At 66.8% G+C, this 17,595-nt stretch carries 6 protein-coding genes; 3 read left to right on the top strand and 3 right to left on the bottom strand.

Translation table 11 applies throughout. From position 1 onward, the window contains the following. Window position 1 precedes the first annotated feature (1 nt). Window positions 2-1,162 carry an acyl-CoA dehydrogenase family protein gene (locus MQE23_RS28405; RefSeq protein WP_243380621.1) on the top strand — a complete coding sequence of 387 codons (1,161 nt, stop codon included), beginning with the start codon at window positions 2-4 and terminating at the stop codon, window positions 1,160-1,162. A 581-nt stretch (window positions 1,163-1,743) separates the two neighbouring features. On the opposite strand, the gene MQE23_RS28400 is transcribed toward MQE23_RS28405, so the two are convergent. From MQE23_RS28400 to MQE23_RS28390, 3 genes are all read right to left on the bottom strand, one after another. Further along, entirely contained in the window at window positions 1,744-8,643 is a 6,900-nt protein-coding gene (locus tag MQE23_RS28400) for an RHS repeat-associated core domain-containing protein (protein ID WP_243380620.1), read from the bottom strand. Between the two features lie 99 nt (window positions 8,644-8,742). Further along, complete coding sequence (locus MQE23_RS28395) at window positions 8,743-12,351, bottom strand: LamG-like jellyroll fold domain-containing protein (RefSeq protein ID WP_243380619.1); 3,609 nt, start codon at window positions 12,349-12,351, stop codon at window positions 8,743-8,745. A 32-nt stretch (window positions 12,352-12,383) separates the two neighbouring features. Then, window positions 12,384-13,856 carry an integrin alpha gene (locus MQE23_RS28390; RefSeq protein ID WP_243380618.1) on the bottom strand — a complete coding sequence of 491 codons (1,473 nt, stop codon included), beginning with the start codon at window positions 13,854-13,856 and terminating at the stop codon, window positions 12,384-12,386. Between the two features lie 378 nt (window positions 13,857-14,234). On the opposite strand from MQE23_RS28390, the gene MQE23_RS28385 reads away from it, so the two are divergent. Together MQE23_RS28385 and MQE23_RS28380 are read left to right on the top strand one after the other, a co-directional pair. Continuing rightward, on the top strand, window positions 14,235-16,271 hold the full coding sequence (locus MQE23_RS28385; RefSeq protein WP_347710148.1) for a glycosyltransferase family 2 protein: 2,037 nt from the start codon (window positions 14,235-14,237) through the stop codon (window positions 16,269-16,271). Window positions 16,272-16,475: 204 nt separating this feature from the next. After that, the gene (locus MQE23_RS28380; protein ID WP_243380616.1) at window positions 16,476-17,519 is read left to right on the top strand and encodes an ABC transporter substrate-binding protein; all 1,044 of its coding nucleotides are present in this window, start codon (window positions 16,476-16,478) and stop codon (window positions 17,517-17,519) included. Window positions 17,520-17,595: the final 76 nt, after the last annotated feature.

Below are 17,595 nucleotides of genomic sequence, written 5' to 3'. Positions count from 1 at the left end.
CATGGACTACCGCCTCTCCCCCGAGTTGGAGGAACTCCGCCGCACGGTCGAGGAGTTCGCGCACGAGGTCGTGGCGCCGAAGATCGGCGACTTCTACGAGCGGCACGAGTTCCCGTACGAGATCGTCCGGGAGATGGGCCGCATGGGCCTGTTCGGGCTGCCGTTCCCCGAGGAGTACGGCGGCATGGGCGGCGACTACCTGGCGCTGGGCGTCGCCCTGGAGGAGCTGGCGCGGGTCGACTCCTCGGTCGCGATCACGCTCGAAGCCGGCGTCTCGCTCGGCGCGATGCCGGTGTTCCGCTACGGCACGGAGGCCCAGAAGCGGGAGTGGCTCCCCCGCCTCTGCTCCGGCGAGGTCCTGGGCGCGTTCGGCCTGACGGAACCGGACGGCGGCAGCGACGCGGGCGCGACCCGCACGACGGCCCGCCTGGACGAGTCGACGGACGAGTGGGTGATCAACGGCACGAAGTGCTTCATCACCAACTCGGGCACGGACATCACGGGCCTGGTGACGGTCACGGCGGTCACGGGCCGCACCCCGGACGGCAAGCCGCTCATCTCCTCGATCATCGTCCCGTCCGGCACGCCGGGCTTCTCGATCGCGGCCCCGTACTCGAAGGTCGGCTGGAACGCCTCGGACACCCGCGAGTTGTCCTTCTCGGACGTGCGGGTCCCGGCTGCGAACCTCCTGGGCGAGGAGGGCCGCGGCTACGCCCAGTTCCTCCGCATCCTCGACGAGGGCCGCATCGCCATCGCGGCGCTGGCCACCGGCCTGGCACAGGGCTGTGTGGACGAATCCGTCAAGTACGCCAAGGAACGCCACGCCTTCGGCAAGCCGATCGCCGCCAACCAGGCGATCCAGTTCAAGATCGCCGACATGGAGATGAAGTCCCACACGGCCCGCCTCGCCTGGCGCGACGCGGCGGCCCGCCTGGTGTCCGGCGCCCCCTTCAAGAAGGAAGCGGCCCTGGCCAAGCTCTACTCCTCCACCATCGCCGTGGACAACGCCCGCGAAGCCACCCAGATCCACGGCGGCTACGGCTTCATGAACGAGTACCCGGTCGCCCGCATGTGGCGCGACTCCAAGATCCTGGAGATCGGCGAGGGCACGAGCGAGGTCCAGCGGATGCTGATCGCCCGGGAGTTGGGGCTGGTCAGCTGATACAGCGCCGCAATCGCTGAAAGCCCCACCAGCTACAACCCGGCGGGGCTTTCAACACGCTCACCAGATTATGTCCGCGGCGTCAGAAGAACGTTTTGAACGGCCTCATCGGACAGCCACTCCTCAGACTCGTGAAGCTCTACGAGTTCGCGCATCTCTTGCTGCGTTGACGCATCCAGGGACCGCATCGCCTCATTGAAACTGCTCACGGCAGCAGAACCCGCACGGACCAGGAGCAGCAGAACATTCCCACTTCCATCTCTTGGGATGGTGAGAAGCTCTCCGGCAGCCGCAGCCACTCCTCGACCGAGGTCCGAACAAGGGAATCGACTCAAGGCTGCGTGTGCCGCCTGGTAGGCCCCATAATCCTCTTCAGCCCGCAAAGAAGACACAATCGCCGCAACGCCATCCGGTCCCTCACTCCCAGTCACCGAGTCGGCCAACTCGACATACCGGTTCCAGCGACGCTCAGCTTCGCCTGGAGGCGCACTCTCGTCATCATCCTGCACGAGGTCACCACACTCGACGATCTCAACTTTCCAATCTGACGACATCCGAACCTCGTTTCATTCAGCAGCATGCTAGGAGTTTCGCTCCGACGCCCATTGGCGGAGGGCCTTGTTGGAGCTGAGGCTCATCCACATCTCAGCAATCGCCCCGTCGTACTTGTTACCGAAGCGGGCACGAATGTCGTCAACATCCATCTGAATAGCACCGCGGAAATCTCCGGCGTCTATCAGCTCTTTCTGCCTCATCCGCCAAGCCTTGGAGGCGAGAGAAGACCCCGTGCTGTAAACCGCCCGATGGTCAGCGTAGTCCATCCGAATTGACGGACCACTGTACTTACTGAGAGGGCTGGATGCATTAGCAGGGACGTGATTGATCTCTTTCCCGGTCCCTGCAGGCTGCAGGTCACCATACTTTCCGCCGTTCGCGCTAGGGCAATTGTGCACCAGAGCCGATGTGGCTCCCGCCAGCACATAGTACGTGTGGAGATCGCTGACCGTGAGGTTGTGAACCGTGGCCGAACCGACCGTCCACTGCTCCACCGAAGTGACCTGGACCCGCGTCCCCGCTCCGGTACGCAGCCACGCTCCAGCCTTCAGATCAGTGGCGTCGACCCACCCCCCCAGCTCAGGCACCCAGAACGGATGACCATCGGTCGCCGTAACCGACGCCGTCTTGGAGCCCTTCTTACCGTCGGTGTCGATCGTGAGCTTGACGAGGTGCTTGAGGCCCTTGCCCTTGATCTCGGCTGTAACCGTCTCGGCCTTGGTCTCGCCCGTCTCCGGGTCGGTCGCCAAGACCCTGTCGCCGATGTCGACGTCCTTGATCTTCTTGGTGGAACCGTCGGCCATCAACACCTTGGTGTCTGGCGTGAAGCTGTTGTCCACCTTGCAGGTCACGGCTTCCGTCGCCTCGTCCGCCGCCTTGCTGCTCTTGCGCCAGTCCTGGAAGTTCTCCCAGAGCCTGCGGCTCAGGCCCCCGATCCGTTTGATCAGGGCCCAGGCCTTGTCCATCTTGTTCCAGTACTTCGCGGCCAGCCGCGCCAGCGGCCCACCGGCCACGAGCGACGACACCACGTTGAGTGCCGTGGCCCCGCAGGAGCCCAACGCCCCCGTGGTGAAGCAGTCCAGCGCGTCCGTGATGCCCAGCTCGTCCGCGACGATCTTCGCCAGTTCCTTGGCGACGGCGATGGCCCGCTGCTTGGCCGCGTTCGCCTGGGCCTTCTGCTGGCGCGCCCGGTACTGCGCCGGCGACTCCTTCGGCTTCTGAACGCCGTAGTACGTGTAGTAGGTGTCGGTCGCCTTGACCTCCCACCCACCGTCACGCTCGAGGGTGCAGGTGATCCCGACGTTCACACAGTCGTCGGGCTTCAGGCCGCTGGGGTCGGAGAAGGTGACCGGGTTGTTGTTGCTGTACGAGTAGCCGTTGATCTGCTGCGGGTCGGAGTAGTCGATGATCGGGTCCGCCGAGATGAAGCGGCCCGTGTCGGAGTCGTATTCACGCGCCCCGAGGGTGGTCAGGCCCGTGGACTTTTGGACCGTGCCGCCGACGAAGCCCTTGTCGTTGACCCAGGCGGGCGACGAGGTGGACGCCGTGGACTCGTCGCGGGGGTTTCCGAAGGGGTCCGTGCGGCGGCGCGTCGTCTCACCGGTCTTGGCATTGATCGCCAGTTGGGCCGTTCCCTGGTGGTCCGACGCCAGGAAGTGGACACCGGACGCGTCCCGCATGGCGATCTGCATGGAGCCGAACGAGTAGTAGCGGGTCGTCGTCACCTTGGACGTCGACTTGTCCAGGCGCAGCTCCATGCCCGGCAGGTAGAACGTCTTCTCCCTGGAGGTGTCCCGGAGGATCCGCTCGCCCGACGCGTCGTACGTGTACTGCGTCACCGTGCCGTCGGCGTTGGTGACCTTGGTCAGCTCACCCTGCTTGTCCCAGTCCAGGGACTGGGTGTCCCCGTTGAGGACACGGGTCTTGGTATTGCCCGTGACGTCGTAGGTGTAGGTGTCCTGAGAGGTGACCTCGGGCGTGGTACTCGTGGCCGCCGTCTTCTCGACGACCGACGACACCGTGTGCGGACCGGAGTTGGTCCCGTTGGGGCCGGACTTCTCCCCGTAGGTGTACGTCCGGGTGGAGGTCGGGGCCCCGTTCAGGCCGTGCCGCGTCTCGCTCTTCCGGTTGCCGATCGCGTCGTAGCCGTATTCCGTCCAGTAGGGAGACACCCCACCGACCGTCGAGGACGACGCCGCCGACGTGCAGGCCGCATCCGCGCTGCCGGTGCCCTTGGCCCCGTTGGAGCTCACCGACGAGGACCACGCGTCGGTCAGACGACGCAGGCCGTCGTACCTGAAGCACTGAACGTCGCTCGTGCCGTTGGTGGGTGTGTCCGCGATCGAGAGGACGTCGCCGACGGCGTTGTACGTGAAGTCCGCGTCGTAGGCGGCGCTCGACGCGCCCTCCACCCTGACACTGGCGTTGGCAAGGCGGTGTGTGCCCGCCTCGAACGTGTTGTTGAGCCAGGTCTTCTTGGCAGTCGACTCGCCGGTGGACAGTTCCACCTGCTCCAGGTCGGACGTCGGTGAGTACGACACGTCGGTGACGTACTTCAGTCCGCCCAGCGAGGTGTTCAGGCCCGTCGGCCGTTGCAGCTCGTCGTACGTGTAGCCGACGGCCTCGGCGGGCAGGTCTCCCGCCGCCGGCAGGCCCTGACCCTGCACGGTCCCGTCGTCGTTGTACTGCGCGGTGAACTCGTAGGTCCCGCCCAGCTGCGGCTCGGCCGTCTTCGACAGGAAGTACTTCGTCGAGACCGGCTTGTAGTCGTTGTTCGCGTCGAGGGTCGGATAGGTGACCGACGAATGGACCGCGCCGTCCTTGTAGCTGTAGACGCCGTACAGCTCGCCCTTGACGACCGTGTCGTACTTCGTCACCGACAGCCTCGTGCCGGTGTCCGGCTCACCCTGCCAGGTGGAGACGGGACGGCCCAGTTCGTCGTACTTGGTGGACGTCTTGTTGCCGTTGACCGTCACCGAGATCTGGCGGTCCAGGGCGTCGTAGGCGAACTCCGACGTGCCCGTGTCCGGGTCGACCGCCTTCTTCTTACGTCCCAACTGGTCGTATGTGTACGTCCATGCGTTTCCGGCGTCGTCCGTCACCTTCTGCAGCTGACCGGCAGGGGTGTAGCCATAAGACGTGGTGACCGCGTCCGCGTCCTGGGGATACTGGATCTGGGTCGTGGTGTGGTCCCGGGCATCCTTGACGACCGTGGTTTTCGCACCGCCCGTCGGCGGGGTTGTGGTGACACGGTCGCCACCGTGCACGTACGTAGTGCGGTACTTCTCCTCGCCCTGCACATTGAAGATCGAGGCGGTGACCCTGCCGGCCCCGTCGTACTCCGTCAGCGTCTGCCCGGTGAGATCACCGTTGACCGGTTCGAAGAGCTTCGGGGACGGGGCACCCGCGGCGTAGTAGGTGTCGTTGACCTGCACCACGCGGTTGGAGCCGTCGTAGAGGGTGTCGGCGACCATGCGGCCGCCTCCCGGCCCCTCGGTCTGCTCCTGCCGGGGCCGCAGCAGACCGTCGTACAGCGTCCATTCACTGCCGTACGACTGGCCGCCCTTCTCGATCTTCTGGGTGTGCACGGCGGTCGGGCCGGCGCTACCGCGCACCAGGTACTCGTACTTGATCGATTCGCTCGCACCGATGCGGTCCGGCAGCCATACCGACGTAAGGCGGCCCAGCCCGTCGTATGCCAGCTTCGTACGCCGGTTGTTCTGGTCGACCTTGGCGGTCGGCACGCCCCACTGCGGCGCGTACTCGGTAGTGGCCGTCCAGCCCGCTCTGTTGGTCACCACCGACTTCGTGGCGAGTCCGTACGTTTCCGTGTACGTGGTCGAGGAGGCGTACTCCGTCGGTGACGAGGCCGTCTCCGCGTCCTTCACCACGAGCGGACGGCCGAAGTCGTCGTACGTCGTGACGGCGGTCGTCTGATAGCTCGCCGTCGTGCCGCTGTGGGACTCCAGGCGTTTGGTCGTGGTCACCTCACCCTTGGTGGGGGCCGCGCCGAGCGTGGTGGAGCCGTCGTAGTAGGTCAGGTCGTCGGAGATGACCTGGGTGCGCCGATCGGGAGTCGCGGCGCACTCGACGCTGACCTTCTCCACCCGCGACACGTACGCGTACATGTGCCGGCTCTCGCTGTCCGCGTACTCGGTGCGGACGCACTGATTGTCGGCGACGCCGACCTCGCCGTAGTCGTCGACCTGACGGACCCGTCCGGTCTCCGCGTCGTACTGGGTGGTCGCCCTCGTACGACGCCAGCCGCCCGTGGCAAGCGCGACATATGTGTCGGTCGTACCGTTCGCGATGTAGCGCGCCTTGCGCGTTCCCCAGTCCTTGGTGCTCGTCGCCGTCACAGCGGTCCACGGAACCGCTACCGACTTCTCGGTGACATCGGCGCCGTTGTACGTGAGGGTTTCGAGTTCCTGACCTGCCTTCCACTCCGTGTCCTCGTAAGAGGTCTCGTTCGAGTCGGTCACGGATGCCGAGCGCGTTGCGCCACTCGCGTTCACGTCACCGTGGAGGCCGCGGAAGAAGACGTGCTCTGTCTTGGTGTTGGAGGGAGAGTTGGCTCCGTTCGAGGTGGCGACGCGCACCTTGCCGTACCCGCGCCAATCGCCCCAGGTGCGGTACTCGGCCTTGCTGATGCCGTCAGCCTTGCTCTTGCGCCAGCCCGCATCTCCGACGTAGGTGTACGACGTGACCTGGTCGTCGTTGCCGCCGGTCAGGTCGGTCTCAATCACGGACTCGACGACGTACTTGTGGAACCAGTCGACGATCGGATCCTCTTCGCCCGGCGGGTTCCATTTCACCGGGAAGCAGCGCTTGGTCGAGGCGTCCTCGGCAGGCAGGTTGCTCGGCGTGCACTCGTTGGGCGCGTAGTTGACGCTCAGCGCGCCGCCCGTCTCGTTCTCCACCCCGGACATGCGGAACCGGTGGAAGGGCTGGATGTTGTCGCTGGTCTTGTCGACGCGGTTGGGGAGCTGCTTGCCGTACAGCTTCACGGACGGGACGGATGCGTCCGTGCCGACCTTGCCGATGTGGTCGATCCGGTCGAGCCACAGTGACTTGGAGCCGTCACCGTTATCGGTGAAGATGTGGTCCAGGCTCCACTCGTCGACCGGGCTGTACGTGGCATCTCCGGTACGGATCCGCGTGGTGATCTTCGTCAGCTTCTTGCGAGTCCAGAAGGTGGGCGAGTTCTGACCCGCGCACTTGGTGCTCGCCTTGCAGTTCTGATCCCAGGGCACGTCCGGCCAATTGGCGGCCGTGGCATCCGTGAGGTCTCCGGGCTCACAGTCGGCCGGCGCGCCGATGCAGCGTTCCGCCGTGGTGAAGATGACCTGGGCCGCGGGCTTGGTCGAGTAGGCCTTGTCCTCGCGCTGGCCGTAGTCGATCCGCTTGAGATATCCGCCGCGGATGTACGGCTTGCCGTTCTCCCCCGTCTTCAGGCCCTGCGTGTAGTAGTTCGTCTCCTTGCCGTAGAAGTACGACATGACGTTGCCGTGCGGGTCGATGACGTGGTCGAGGTTCCAGCGCCAGGCCTGGGAGCAGTAGGCGTCTGCGAAGGTGGCCTTGTAGCAGGGCTCGTTGGGATCGTCGCCGTAGACGGGGACCGTCCAGGTCGAGTGGGTCTCCTCGTTGCCTGTGGTGTATCCGGGCAGCCGGTTCCGGCCGAAGAAGTACTGGGTGCCGTCCGTGGTGGTGAGCTTCCAGTACTCGCCGTTGTCGTCGCCGTTGGTGGTATCGGTCAGCCGCTCGATCTTGGAGTTGTCGTCGCTGCTGAGTCGCCACCTGCCCTTCTCGTCGTCCTTGATGATCTCGCCGGAGGTGCCGCCGGCCAAGGCGAGGGTGGCATTGTCGTATGCCCAGCACTGGTCGCCGTAGGTGTCGTCGTGACCATCGTCGGCGCACGGCTTGTACCGGCGTTCGATGTAGCCGGGCTCGTAGGAGAAGCCCTGCCCGATCCACGACCCCTGGTTGTTCGTGGTCGCTGTCTGCCCGTCGATCGACTGGGAGTTGTAACCCAGTCCGATACTGGGCTGCAGGCCGCCCGGGACGGGAGGCGTGGTCAGTGGGTACGTCCAGGTGAAGGCGCCCGACCTGGTGTCGACGCCCCACTCGGAGGAGGCGGAGAGCCCGGTCGCCTTGAAGTCACCGCCGTCACCACTGCTGCTCGCGGTGGCCGCCAGAACGGTGACGGTGGAGGTGCTCGACTGTGCGTCAAGGAACTGGGGGGCCGCGCCGGAGGTGTCACCGGCAGCGCTCACGGTCGCCGTGAGCGTCTCCTTCACCGAGTTGTTGACGCTCTTCAGGTACGTCGGTGTCGAGCAGCCCTTCTTCTCCGGAGTCGTCAGCACGCACGCCGGGTACTGGGCGAGGCGGAGACGGGAGCCGTAGACACCGCCGTAGGCGTCGGAGAAGTCCGAGTAGTCCAGCGTGATCTGAGCGCCGCCCTGGGCCGTTTCACCGTCGGTGCGGACCACGGTGAACAGGACGCCGTCGAGGCCGGCCGCCTTGGACGCCTTGCGGCCGAGCATCTCGACGCGTATGGACTCCGCGGCCTTCTTGGCCCCGGATTCCTTGGCGCGCACCGGCAGCCCCGCCGCCTTGACCGCCGTGCCGGACAGCTTGACCTCAGCGCTGCCGGCCTCGGGCCAGCGGACGTCATCGACCTGCCTGACCGCCGCCTTCTCGGCCTGATCGGTCCTCTTGAAGACCTTCGGCTTGGCGTTCTTCCCGCGGACCGGATCGTCCAGGTCCGTCTGCGCCTTGGGCCTCTTCATGCCCTCGTCGGCCGCGGCTTCGGGGGCGGATTGCGGAAGCAGGCCTATCGACAGCGCCAGGCCGAGCAGCACCGCCGCACCGCGACGGCCGCTGCGCCAGGCCGGTCTCGCAGACCGGAACCATGGGGGCGAGGACATGACATCTCCATGAGTGATCGGGGGATGCGGGGGAGCAAGAGCGCAGGAGCCAGGAGAGCGAGCGGCCACTGCGCCGCCCGCCCCCATGGCTAAGGGGTGTCAGGCCGAGGATTCCTCGATGCTGGCGCCGGCCGGCAGGACCGACACCATCGCCATCAGAGCGGCATCGAGCGGACCCTGATACATGCGGACTTCATCGATGGCGCCGGAGAGGTACTCGCCGGCCGTGGCTCCGGTCAGTGCCCGGCCGACCTGGAGGCTCGTCGTGCTGAAGTCCCAGGTGTTGTCCCAGGCCGTCTTACCCACGGCCGAGCCGTTGACGTAGAGGACCACCTCGCCGAAGACCGCGTTGTAGACCAGCGCGAGGTGGTCTCCGGCTCCCTGTGAGCTCGGTACACGGTTCGGGTCCAGAACCGTCACCGGGGTGGTAGAACCAGCATCTGCCGCCACGAGCTGCCACCGGGCTGCCGCGGCGCTGTACTTCACTCTGATCGCACTGCCGTTGCTTCCGGTCAGGGCGAGCACCGTCTGATCCGTTGTCGGCTTCGCCGAGGCGAGCCGGGCGCGAGTGGTCAGGGTGAAGCTGTCCTCCGGGGAAAGCAGCCCGGCGGATCGCATCGCGTAGGCCCCTGTGCCGTTCAGGGCCAGGTGCCCGTCACCCCACAGCGGTGCGGCGGGAGGCACGCAGTCCGGGTCGGCCGTGGGATCGCAGGACTCGTCCGGCACGTAGACGGAAGCACCTCCGCCGAGAGTCAGGCCGGCGCCGCCCGCCGCTTCCGGGGACCGGCCGTTCGCCGCCTCGTCCAGTTGCCAGTAAGCGAGCTGGTGGGGCTGGATGCCACCGAGCTGTTGCCCCTCGGTGGGCGGGATGACGCGGTCGTGCAGCTTAACGTCGGCCACACTGCCCTTGAGGTGGTTGGTGTATCCCTCGAGATCGATCCTGCGGCCTATCTGGAGCGCTCCCGTCGCGTTCCAGGCCGTGTGACGCGCCTGAACGTCGTCGGCGACCAGCACTCCGTTGACATACAGCATCATCTTGCCGAGCTCGGCGTCGTACACACCGATGAGGTGGGTCCAGCTCCCGGCCACGGCCGCCGCACCGGAGACCTTCCACGAGCCGAGCGACTCGATGTCGCTCACCGGGATGCGGAAGGTCCACGACGAGGTGTCGACGTCGTACCCCAGCTCGAAGCCGGGCTGCGCGATGCCGTCCTGGCTGACCACGGTGACGTTCTCGGTGGGCAGCGACGGCAGCATCACCCACGCGCTCACGGAGAAGGTGCCGCTGGTGTCGACGGCGGATCTGCCGGCGTCGAGGTAGGCCTTCTCCGTCCCGTCCAGCGAGGCTGCGGTATCGGTGGAACCCAGAGGCCCGTCCGCTTCGAACGTCACTCCGGAGCCGGCGGCGGCGTCGGGCGCTCCACTGCTGCCGGCGGCCTTCGTGGAGGTCTTGGCGTCACCGAGCGTCCAGGCCGCCACGGGCGCACGGCCGTCGTTGACCAGGAAGACATGGCTGGTCGGTGTCTTCTGCGGGTTCCCCGCGCCGTCCACCGCGGTGACATGAAGGGTGTACGACCCCTCGGCCGGTGGCATCCAGCGGATGGTCACCGGACCACCGGTGGACCGGGGACTCACCGTCCTGCGTGTGGTATCCGCCTGGGGACCCGTGAAGTAGTACCTGTACTGCGTCACGTCCGCGGCCGGCGAGTCCATGGTGAAGTCGCCGTAGTCGCCGACACCGACGTGCCACTCGTCGTCGCTCGGGTACCGGGGCGACGTGACCGCGGCGGCCTGGGGTTTGGTGTCGTCGAGAATGAACTCGCAACGCGTCTGGTCGCCGTCGCTGGACCAAGGGCCGGACGCCTTCTGGTCATAGCCGCGGACCGCCCAGCCGATGGTGGTGTTCTTGGGGAGGGAGAAACCTGGCTTCTCGTCACCCGACAGGTCGGAGCCGACGGTGTACTTGAATGTCGCCTGGCCCGTCTGGCCGTCCTTGCTCGCGTCGACCGTGCTCTTCTTGCCCGTCTTCGCATAGTGAACGACCTCTGCGCCGGAGCTGTTGGTCCACCACACTTTGAACTCGGCCTGAAGATCCTCTGAGTTGGAACCCAGGTCACCGTGGTCGTAGTCCTTGACGACGGCGTACAAGGCGGGCGCCTTGGTGACGTAGTGCTCGGTGGCGCGCCCGTACTCGCATGTGCCGCCGGGCGTCATGTTCAGGTCGTCCTGGTCCGGCCTGAGCGGCGGCCGGTTGTAGGTCACGGAGAGATGCGCGTTGCCGCAGAAGCGCTTCCAATACGAGGTGTCGGACTCGCTTCCGGCCTTGAGACGGAACGTTGTGGTGTCCCAGCCGTTGTCGGCGGCTTTCTGGACCGTGTCCGTCACGCCGAAGCGCACGTTCTGGTTGGTTGAGGTGCACGAACCCGCCGGATTCGTCGGTGACTTGGAAGCGACCGTCTCCTTCGACGAAGGCTGATTGGACCAGTTCGTCGAGGAGTTGATCGCGCTCGCGCCCGTACTGTTGACCCGGGCCAGCTGCACCTCGCGCCCGGAATCGCTGTAGGTGTGCACCATCGTCACGGCGAACTCGGCGCTGACGATGTCCTTGCCCTTGAAACCGCCGGTCGGGATCGCGAAGAACTGACGCTTGACGTCGCTGGTGCTGGAACATCGGTACGACACGTCGGAGGGACACCGCCCGACGCCCTCGTCGTCGTCGAACTTCCAGAACTCCGCGGACGAGTAGTGCGACGACACCATGGTCCAGCCGCTGCGGTTCGCCGTCCTGACCACGGGGTCGATGTAGACCGGGTAGACGGTGTCCGCGTCGGTGAGCATTCCCGGGTCAGGAGTGAGGGTCATGGTGCCCGGCGTCAGGTCCACGGCGACGTCGGCCACCTGAGCGCCGTCCGGCGGAGTGGCCGTTTCTCCGACGGCCGTGTCAGGAGCGGAGGGCTCCTCCGGGACCGCCCCCTTGCTGGAGTCCCACATCACGGGCTGCGGCGCCTCGAAGACGTTCCCCCCGGCCCCGCTGTCGGCGGCGGCGAGCCCGCCGCTCGCAGTCTCGGACAGCTTCAGCGACGACGTGTCGATCGGCAATGCCAGCCTGGCCAGCTCAGGGTTGGCCGCGGCCTCGGCGTTCTTGACGACCAGTACGTGCGAGAAGCCCTCGGCGCGCGCCGTCACCTTGAGGTCGACGCCCGGCAGCACGTTGCCGTACGTGGCGGTCGAACCGTCCGTCTTGGGCTTGGGCAGCTTGTTCGGCCAGTTCAGGGCAAGCGTGCGTCCGTCCTTCTCGATCTCGGCGAACGTGGTCCCGCCACCGCCGGAGAAGGACATCGCGGTCAGAGCCGCTTTCGGCGCGAAGGTGCCGTTCTTCTGCTCGACCAGTGTGGTGTCGATGTCCGTCCATGTGCCGTTCTTCCGCACACGGACCGGCTGTACGTACTCGGTGCTGGTGAAGGTCCCGTTCGGGTTGGCGACGGTGCTGCTGTGCTCGTCGCGCAAGCTGAGGATCTCGACCGGCTTGCCTGACTTCGCGGCCCTGGTCCGGGCGTCGGCCATGCTGAGTGCCGGGACATCGGTGTTCTCGCCAGTTGGCGCGCCGAAGGCGACTGCCTTCTCCGCGGCGGGCGCCCCGCTCATACCGGCCGCGAGCAGGGCCACGAGCGCGGTGGCGACCGTCGCCGTACGGCGTCGGGTATTCATCGTGACGCGCTTCCTTCTTCCCGATCCGCTGCTCATCCGACCGTTCCGAACGACACACCCTCGTTGGGCAACCCGCCGGAGCCGGGCAGGTACGTCGTGGTGCCGACCTTGGTCACGCCGTCGATGTCCGTCCAAGGGAGGACATAGAGCGCTCCCTTGGGGGAGTCGGAAGCCTTGCTGTAGGGGACTCCGAGGTAGAGGTAGACGGACCCGGAAGTCAGGGCAGTGCCGTTGTAGTCGCGGGCGGTCGCGGTCCCGGGCAGGCCGGAACCACGCACGAGGGTCTTGTCGGCCGAGCCGACGGCCGTGTCCAGCGGGCGGAGGATCCGGACGGCTCCCACGTCCTTGGCCGAGGCGGTGTCCCTACCGGGAACACCGACGGCGAGCCGGACCGTCGCGGACGTCGTGACGACAGCGGTGTCGGTGTTGGCGATGGTCACGCGCTGTCCCATGAAGTCCCCGGCAGCCGGGGTTTCTCCGAGGTCCACGGCGTCGATCGCCGCCACCTCGGTGTACGAGCCGGACGGCTGGACCCGGAACACGGCGGCACCGCCGGCGTCGGCGGTCTCGTCGATGTCCTCGCCCGGCGTCCCGACCGCCAGGAGCACGTCGGAGTTGTACGTCAGGTCGCCTGGCCGGTAGCCCGTCATGGAGAGCGAGGTACCGAACCCGTCGCCGGCCTCGGCGACGCCGTCGATCCCAGAGCCGTCCTGGTCGAGTCCGACGAGGGGCGTGGGCAGTCCGTCGGCCATCGTGTGGCTGAACACACTCACACCGCCGGCGAACTTGGCGTCGCTGATCGCCTCACCCGGAGCACCCACGGCGAAGAACCGATTCGTCCCTGTCACCGAGTAGCCGAAGCGATCATGCGCCTCGACGTTGCCGGGGACGCCCGGGTCCTTCTGACTGACCGACACCTTCGTCGTCCCCTGCACGTACGCGACGCAGCCGGCGTCGGCATACGTCGTCCCGCCCACGGTGACGTTCTCACCAGGCACCCCGACGACCAGGTACGGCGAGCCGCTCGCCGTGCCTCCTGCCCTCACCGCGTAACCGAACCAGTCGTACGCCTCGGTGGAGGTGCTGGAGTCGAGTTCCGACTGGGTATATCCCTCGATCTTCGAGCCGGCTCCGAGGCCGGTCGGTGTGCCGTGGATGACGTACACGGCTCCCGCGTCGACCAGTTGGTTTCCGTCCTTGGCGACGTCCTCGTACGGGGCACCTACGACCAGGTCGGTGCACCCGTCCCCGTCCGCGTCGTACGACGTGCGGGAGAAGCCGAACTGATCACCGGCTTCGGGAGTCGCTCCCATGCCGCTCGTCGCCTGGGAGATCTCCGAAACGCCCTTGCCGCCCCCGAATACGATGCGGATCAGGCCGGCGGACTTGGCCCCGTTCACCGTGGCCTTCGGGTCGGCGATGACCGTGTCGGCCACGCCGTCGCCGTTGAAGTCACTCGTTGTTCCTGCCGCGCAGGTGGCCGCCACTGCCTGTGGAGAGCTCACCGACAAACCGCCTATAGCCAAGGCAAAGACTCCTGCCGTCGCGGCAAATACCCAGCCCGGACGCATACGCGTACGCACACCCCACCCCTTGGGCTCATCCGGGCAGACCCACCCCCGCCCGCTATGAAAGTTGTAAGCGCAGACTAAATATGGCGCGGGTAAAGCCTGTCAACCCTCCACCGTGCTGCACAGGAAGCGGCAATCCCCACCAAGAAGGAGACAAACCATCCATCCAGCCATCCGGCCGAAAAGCGCTCCGAGCTGCCACTTCTCTACCAGGACACTTCGCAGCCACGCTTACTTCATGGTATCTTCACAGCGCATATGGCGCCTTCCCCTGCGTGCGAACAGACCACCCGCGCATTCTGACCAAGCCGAATGAGGGAACGTGCCTCGTTTGCCTGGGGGAGCGTTACGATGACCGGCCCTGCCGTTTCGGTGGTTATTGCTGCATACAATGCGATGCCCTATATCACGCGTTGCATCGCATCCGTCGCCGAGCAAAGCATCGGCCGGGACGCATTGGAGATCCTGGCCGTCAATGACGGTTCGACCGACGGCACGGGCGAGGAACTCGACCGCCTCGCGAAGAAATACCCGACACTGCTGCAGGTCTTTCACCAGGAGAATTCCGGTGGGCCATCGGCGCCGCGAAACAAAGGGCTCGACCACGCCCGGGGGAAGTTCGTCTTCTTCCTGGACGCCGATGACCACCTGGGCCCCGAGGCCCTGGAACGCATGGTGGCCATGGCCGAGGAGAACCGCACCGACATCGTGCTCGGCAAGATGGTGGGGGTCGGCGGACGCGGGGCGCCCACCTCGATGTTCCGGCGCAACCAGCCGCGAACCGACGTCTTCTCGTCCCGCGTGTACTGGACTCTCAATCCCATGAAACTGTTCCGCCGCGACCTACTGGAGCGGCTGGAGCTGCGGTTCCCGACGGATTTGAAGATCGGCGAGGACCAGCTGTTCGTCGGCCCGGCCTACCTGCACGCGGACGGAATCTCCGTACTCGCCGACTACGACTGCCTGTTCTGGGTCGAGCGCGAGGACAGCGGCAACATCACTCTGCGGACCGGCAGCTCCGAGCCCCGGCTGCGCTTTCTGCCCCGCGTGGTCGACATGCTCCTCGAACAGGTGCCGCCCGGCCCAGGCCGTGACCACCTGGCGCACCGGCACCTGACCGTGGAAGTGCAGCAGCTCCTCGACCACCTGGTACACGAGCCCCGCCCCGAGCAGCAGAAGGGCCTGGCCAGGCTCGCGGAAATCATCGCCCCGCTGTGGCACGAGGGGCTGAACGACCGACTGTCGGCGATGGCCCGCCTGCGTCTGCACCTCGTACGCCACACCATGCTGGACGAGCTGCTCGAACTGGTCCGGTTCGAGGCCGAGCTGGCCAGGAGCGGCGTGGCAACGCCCGTCCTCGTCGACCGCGGCCGCGCCTACGCCCGCTACCCCTACCTCCGCGACCCGTCCCGCGGCATCCCCGACGCCTGCTACGACGTGACCCGCCAGCTCGGCGTGCGCCACCACGTCACCCGCGCGGAGCTGCGCGGCACCACGCTGCACCTGGCCGGCCACGGCTATCTGCACCGGATCGCCACCGACGACGTTTCCACCGAACTCGTCCTGCGCGAGCGGGCCAGTGGCACGGAGTACCGCCTCCCGGTAGCCCACACAGCGGCTCCGGGGCTCGGCAAAGAGGAGGACGAGGGACGGTATCTCTACGAACAGGCCGGTTTCGAGGCCTCCGTCGACATCACCACCGCCGGTGACGGCGGCCCACTCCCCGACGGACTCTGGGACATCTCCCTCGCGATCGGCGTTCAGGGCATCTCCCGCGAGGTCCGGATCGGCAGCAAGCGGGACGGCGAGGTCTCGGGCGCGCCGGCGACGCACATCGTGGACAGCGGCGGCGAGGCCCGTGCCGTGACGCTCTACACCACCAACACCCACGGCAACTTCACGCTCGACATCGGTGAACGCAAGCACGAGGTGCTGCCGCGACTGAGCCTGCGCAGCGTGCGGTGGGCCCCGGGCTCGTCGACGGAACTGGAGTTGGCCGGCCGGTGCACGCTGGCCGCCTTCCCGGACGGCGCGCTCGCGGTCCACCTGCGGGACGGCCGGGGCGGAACCGCCGTCTTCCCCGCCCGCACCGCCTCACAGCCCGGCGGCGAATTCGTCGTACGAGTACCGGTCACCGAGCTGCCGACCGGGCTGTGGAGGGGGCAACTGCGACTGAGCACATGGTCGTTGGACCTGCCGCCGATTCCCGGGAACCTCGTGCCCGCCAAGTGGCGTCGCCGCGGCCTCCCCTGGTTCGCGAAGCCTGCGCCGGGACGCGGACAGGAATTCGCCCTGCAGGTCGCCCGTGTCGACCTGGTCCGGGCCGTGACGCGCCGTCTCAAGCCGTAGGCGGAGTCCCGTTCGGGAACTTCGGCACGTCCCTTCGTGATCCGGATCACTGACCTCGAGGGCATCCCCACGCCCTCCCCCGGGCACAGGCACCAGGGCCCCCCTGGACACAGCGTGAGGTTAGGCTAACCTAAGCTTAAATCCAGCCAACTGGCTGTCAGCCGTGCCCGCAGTGGCTCCGTACGCACGAAAGCAGACCCAGCGATGTCGAACGCCAGAACCGCCCGTTTCTCCCGTCGCGGCATCCTCGCCGCCGGCGGTGCCCTCGGACTCGGTGCGCTCGTGACCGCGTGTGGCAGCGAGGACTCGACGGACGGCGGCTCGGACTCGAAGGCGTCCGCCAAGTCCGGCCCGTGGTCCTTCAAGGACGACCGCGGCAAGAACGTGCAGCTCGACAAGGTCCCCGCGAACATCGTCGCCTTCACCGGCGTCGCCGCCGCCCTGTTCGACTACGGCGTCTCCGTCAAGGGCGTCTTCGGCCCGACCAAGACGCAGGACGGCAAGCCCGACGTCCAGGCCGGCGACATGGACATCAGCAAGGTGACCATCCTCGGCAACTCCTGGGACCAGTTCAACGTCGAGAAGTACGCCGCCCTCGCCCCCGACGTGCTGATCAGCACCATGTTCGACTCCGTCGGCACCCTCTGGTACGTCCCCGAGGCCTCCAAGGACAAGATCGCCAAGCTCGCCCCGAGCGTCGGCATCTCCGTCTACGACCGTCAGCTCACCGCCCCGCTCCAGCGCATGTGGGAGCTGGCCGAGTCCCTCGGCGGCGACATGAAGTCCGCGAAGGTCACCGACGCCAAGAAGCGCTTCGAGGAGGCCTCCGAGCGGCTGCGCAAGGCCGCCAAGGCGCACCCCGACATCAAGGTGATGGCCGGTTCCGCGAGCCAGGAGCTCTTCTACGTCTCCGGCACCAATCTCTCCGTCGACCTGGAGTACTTCAAGGCCCTCGGCGTGAACTTCGTCGAACCGCCGGAGAAGGCCAAGGCGAAGGGCGGCGGCTGGTTCGAGAGCCTGAGCTGGGAGAACGTCGACAAGTACGCGGCCGACATCATCATGATGGACGACCGGTCCTCGGCGATCCAGCCGGCGAACATCACCGAGGCGACGTGGAAGAAGCTGCCCGCGGTGAAGGCGGGGCAGGTCATCTCGCGGTCGGCCGAGCCGATCTTGTCTTACGACAAGTGTGTGCCGCTGGTGGAGAACCTTGCCAAGGCCATCGAGAGCGCGAAGAAGGTCAGCTAGGGATTCAGCGCCGTGGGGGCTGTGCCGGCCTGCGACTGCGGGTTCGCGGTGGCTGGTCGCGCAGTTCCCCGCGCCC

The organism is Streptomyces sp. HP-A2021 (assembly GCF_022807935.1).
Classification (GTDB): Bacteria; Actinomycetota; Actinomycetes; order Streptomycetales; family Streptomycetaceae; genus Streptomyces; species Streptomyces afghaniensis.
Note: the sequence above shows the minus strand (reverse complement) of the source record. Positions and strands in the feature narration are given on the sequence as shown.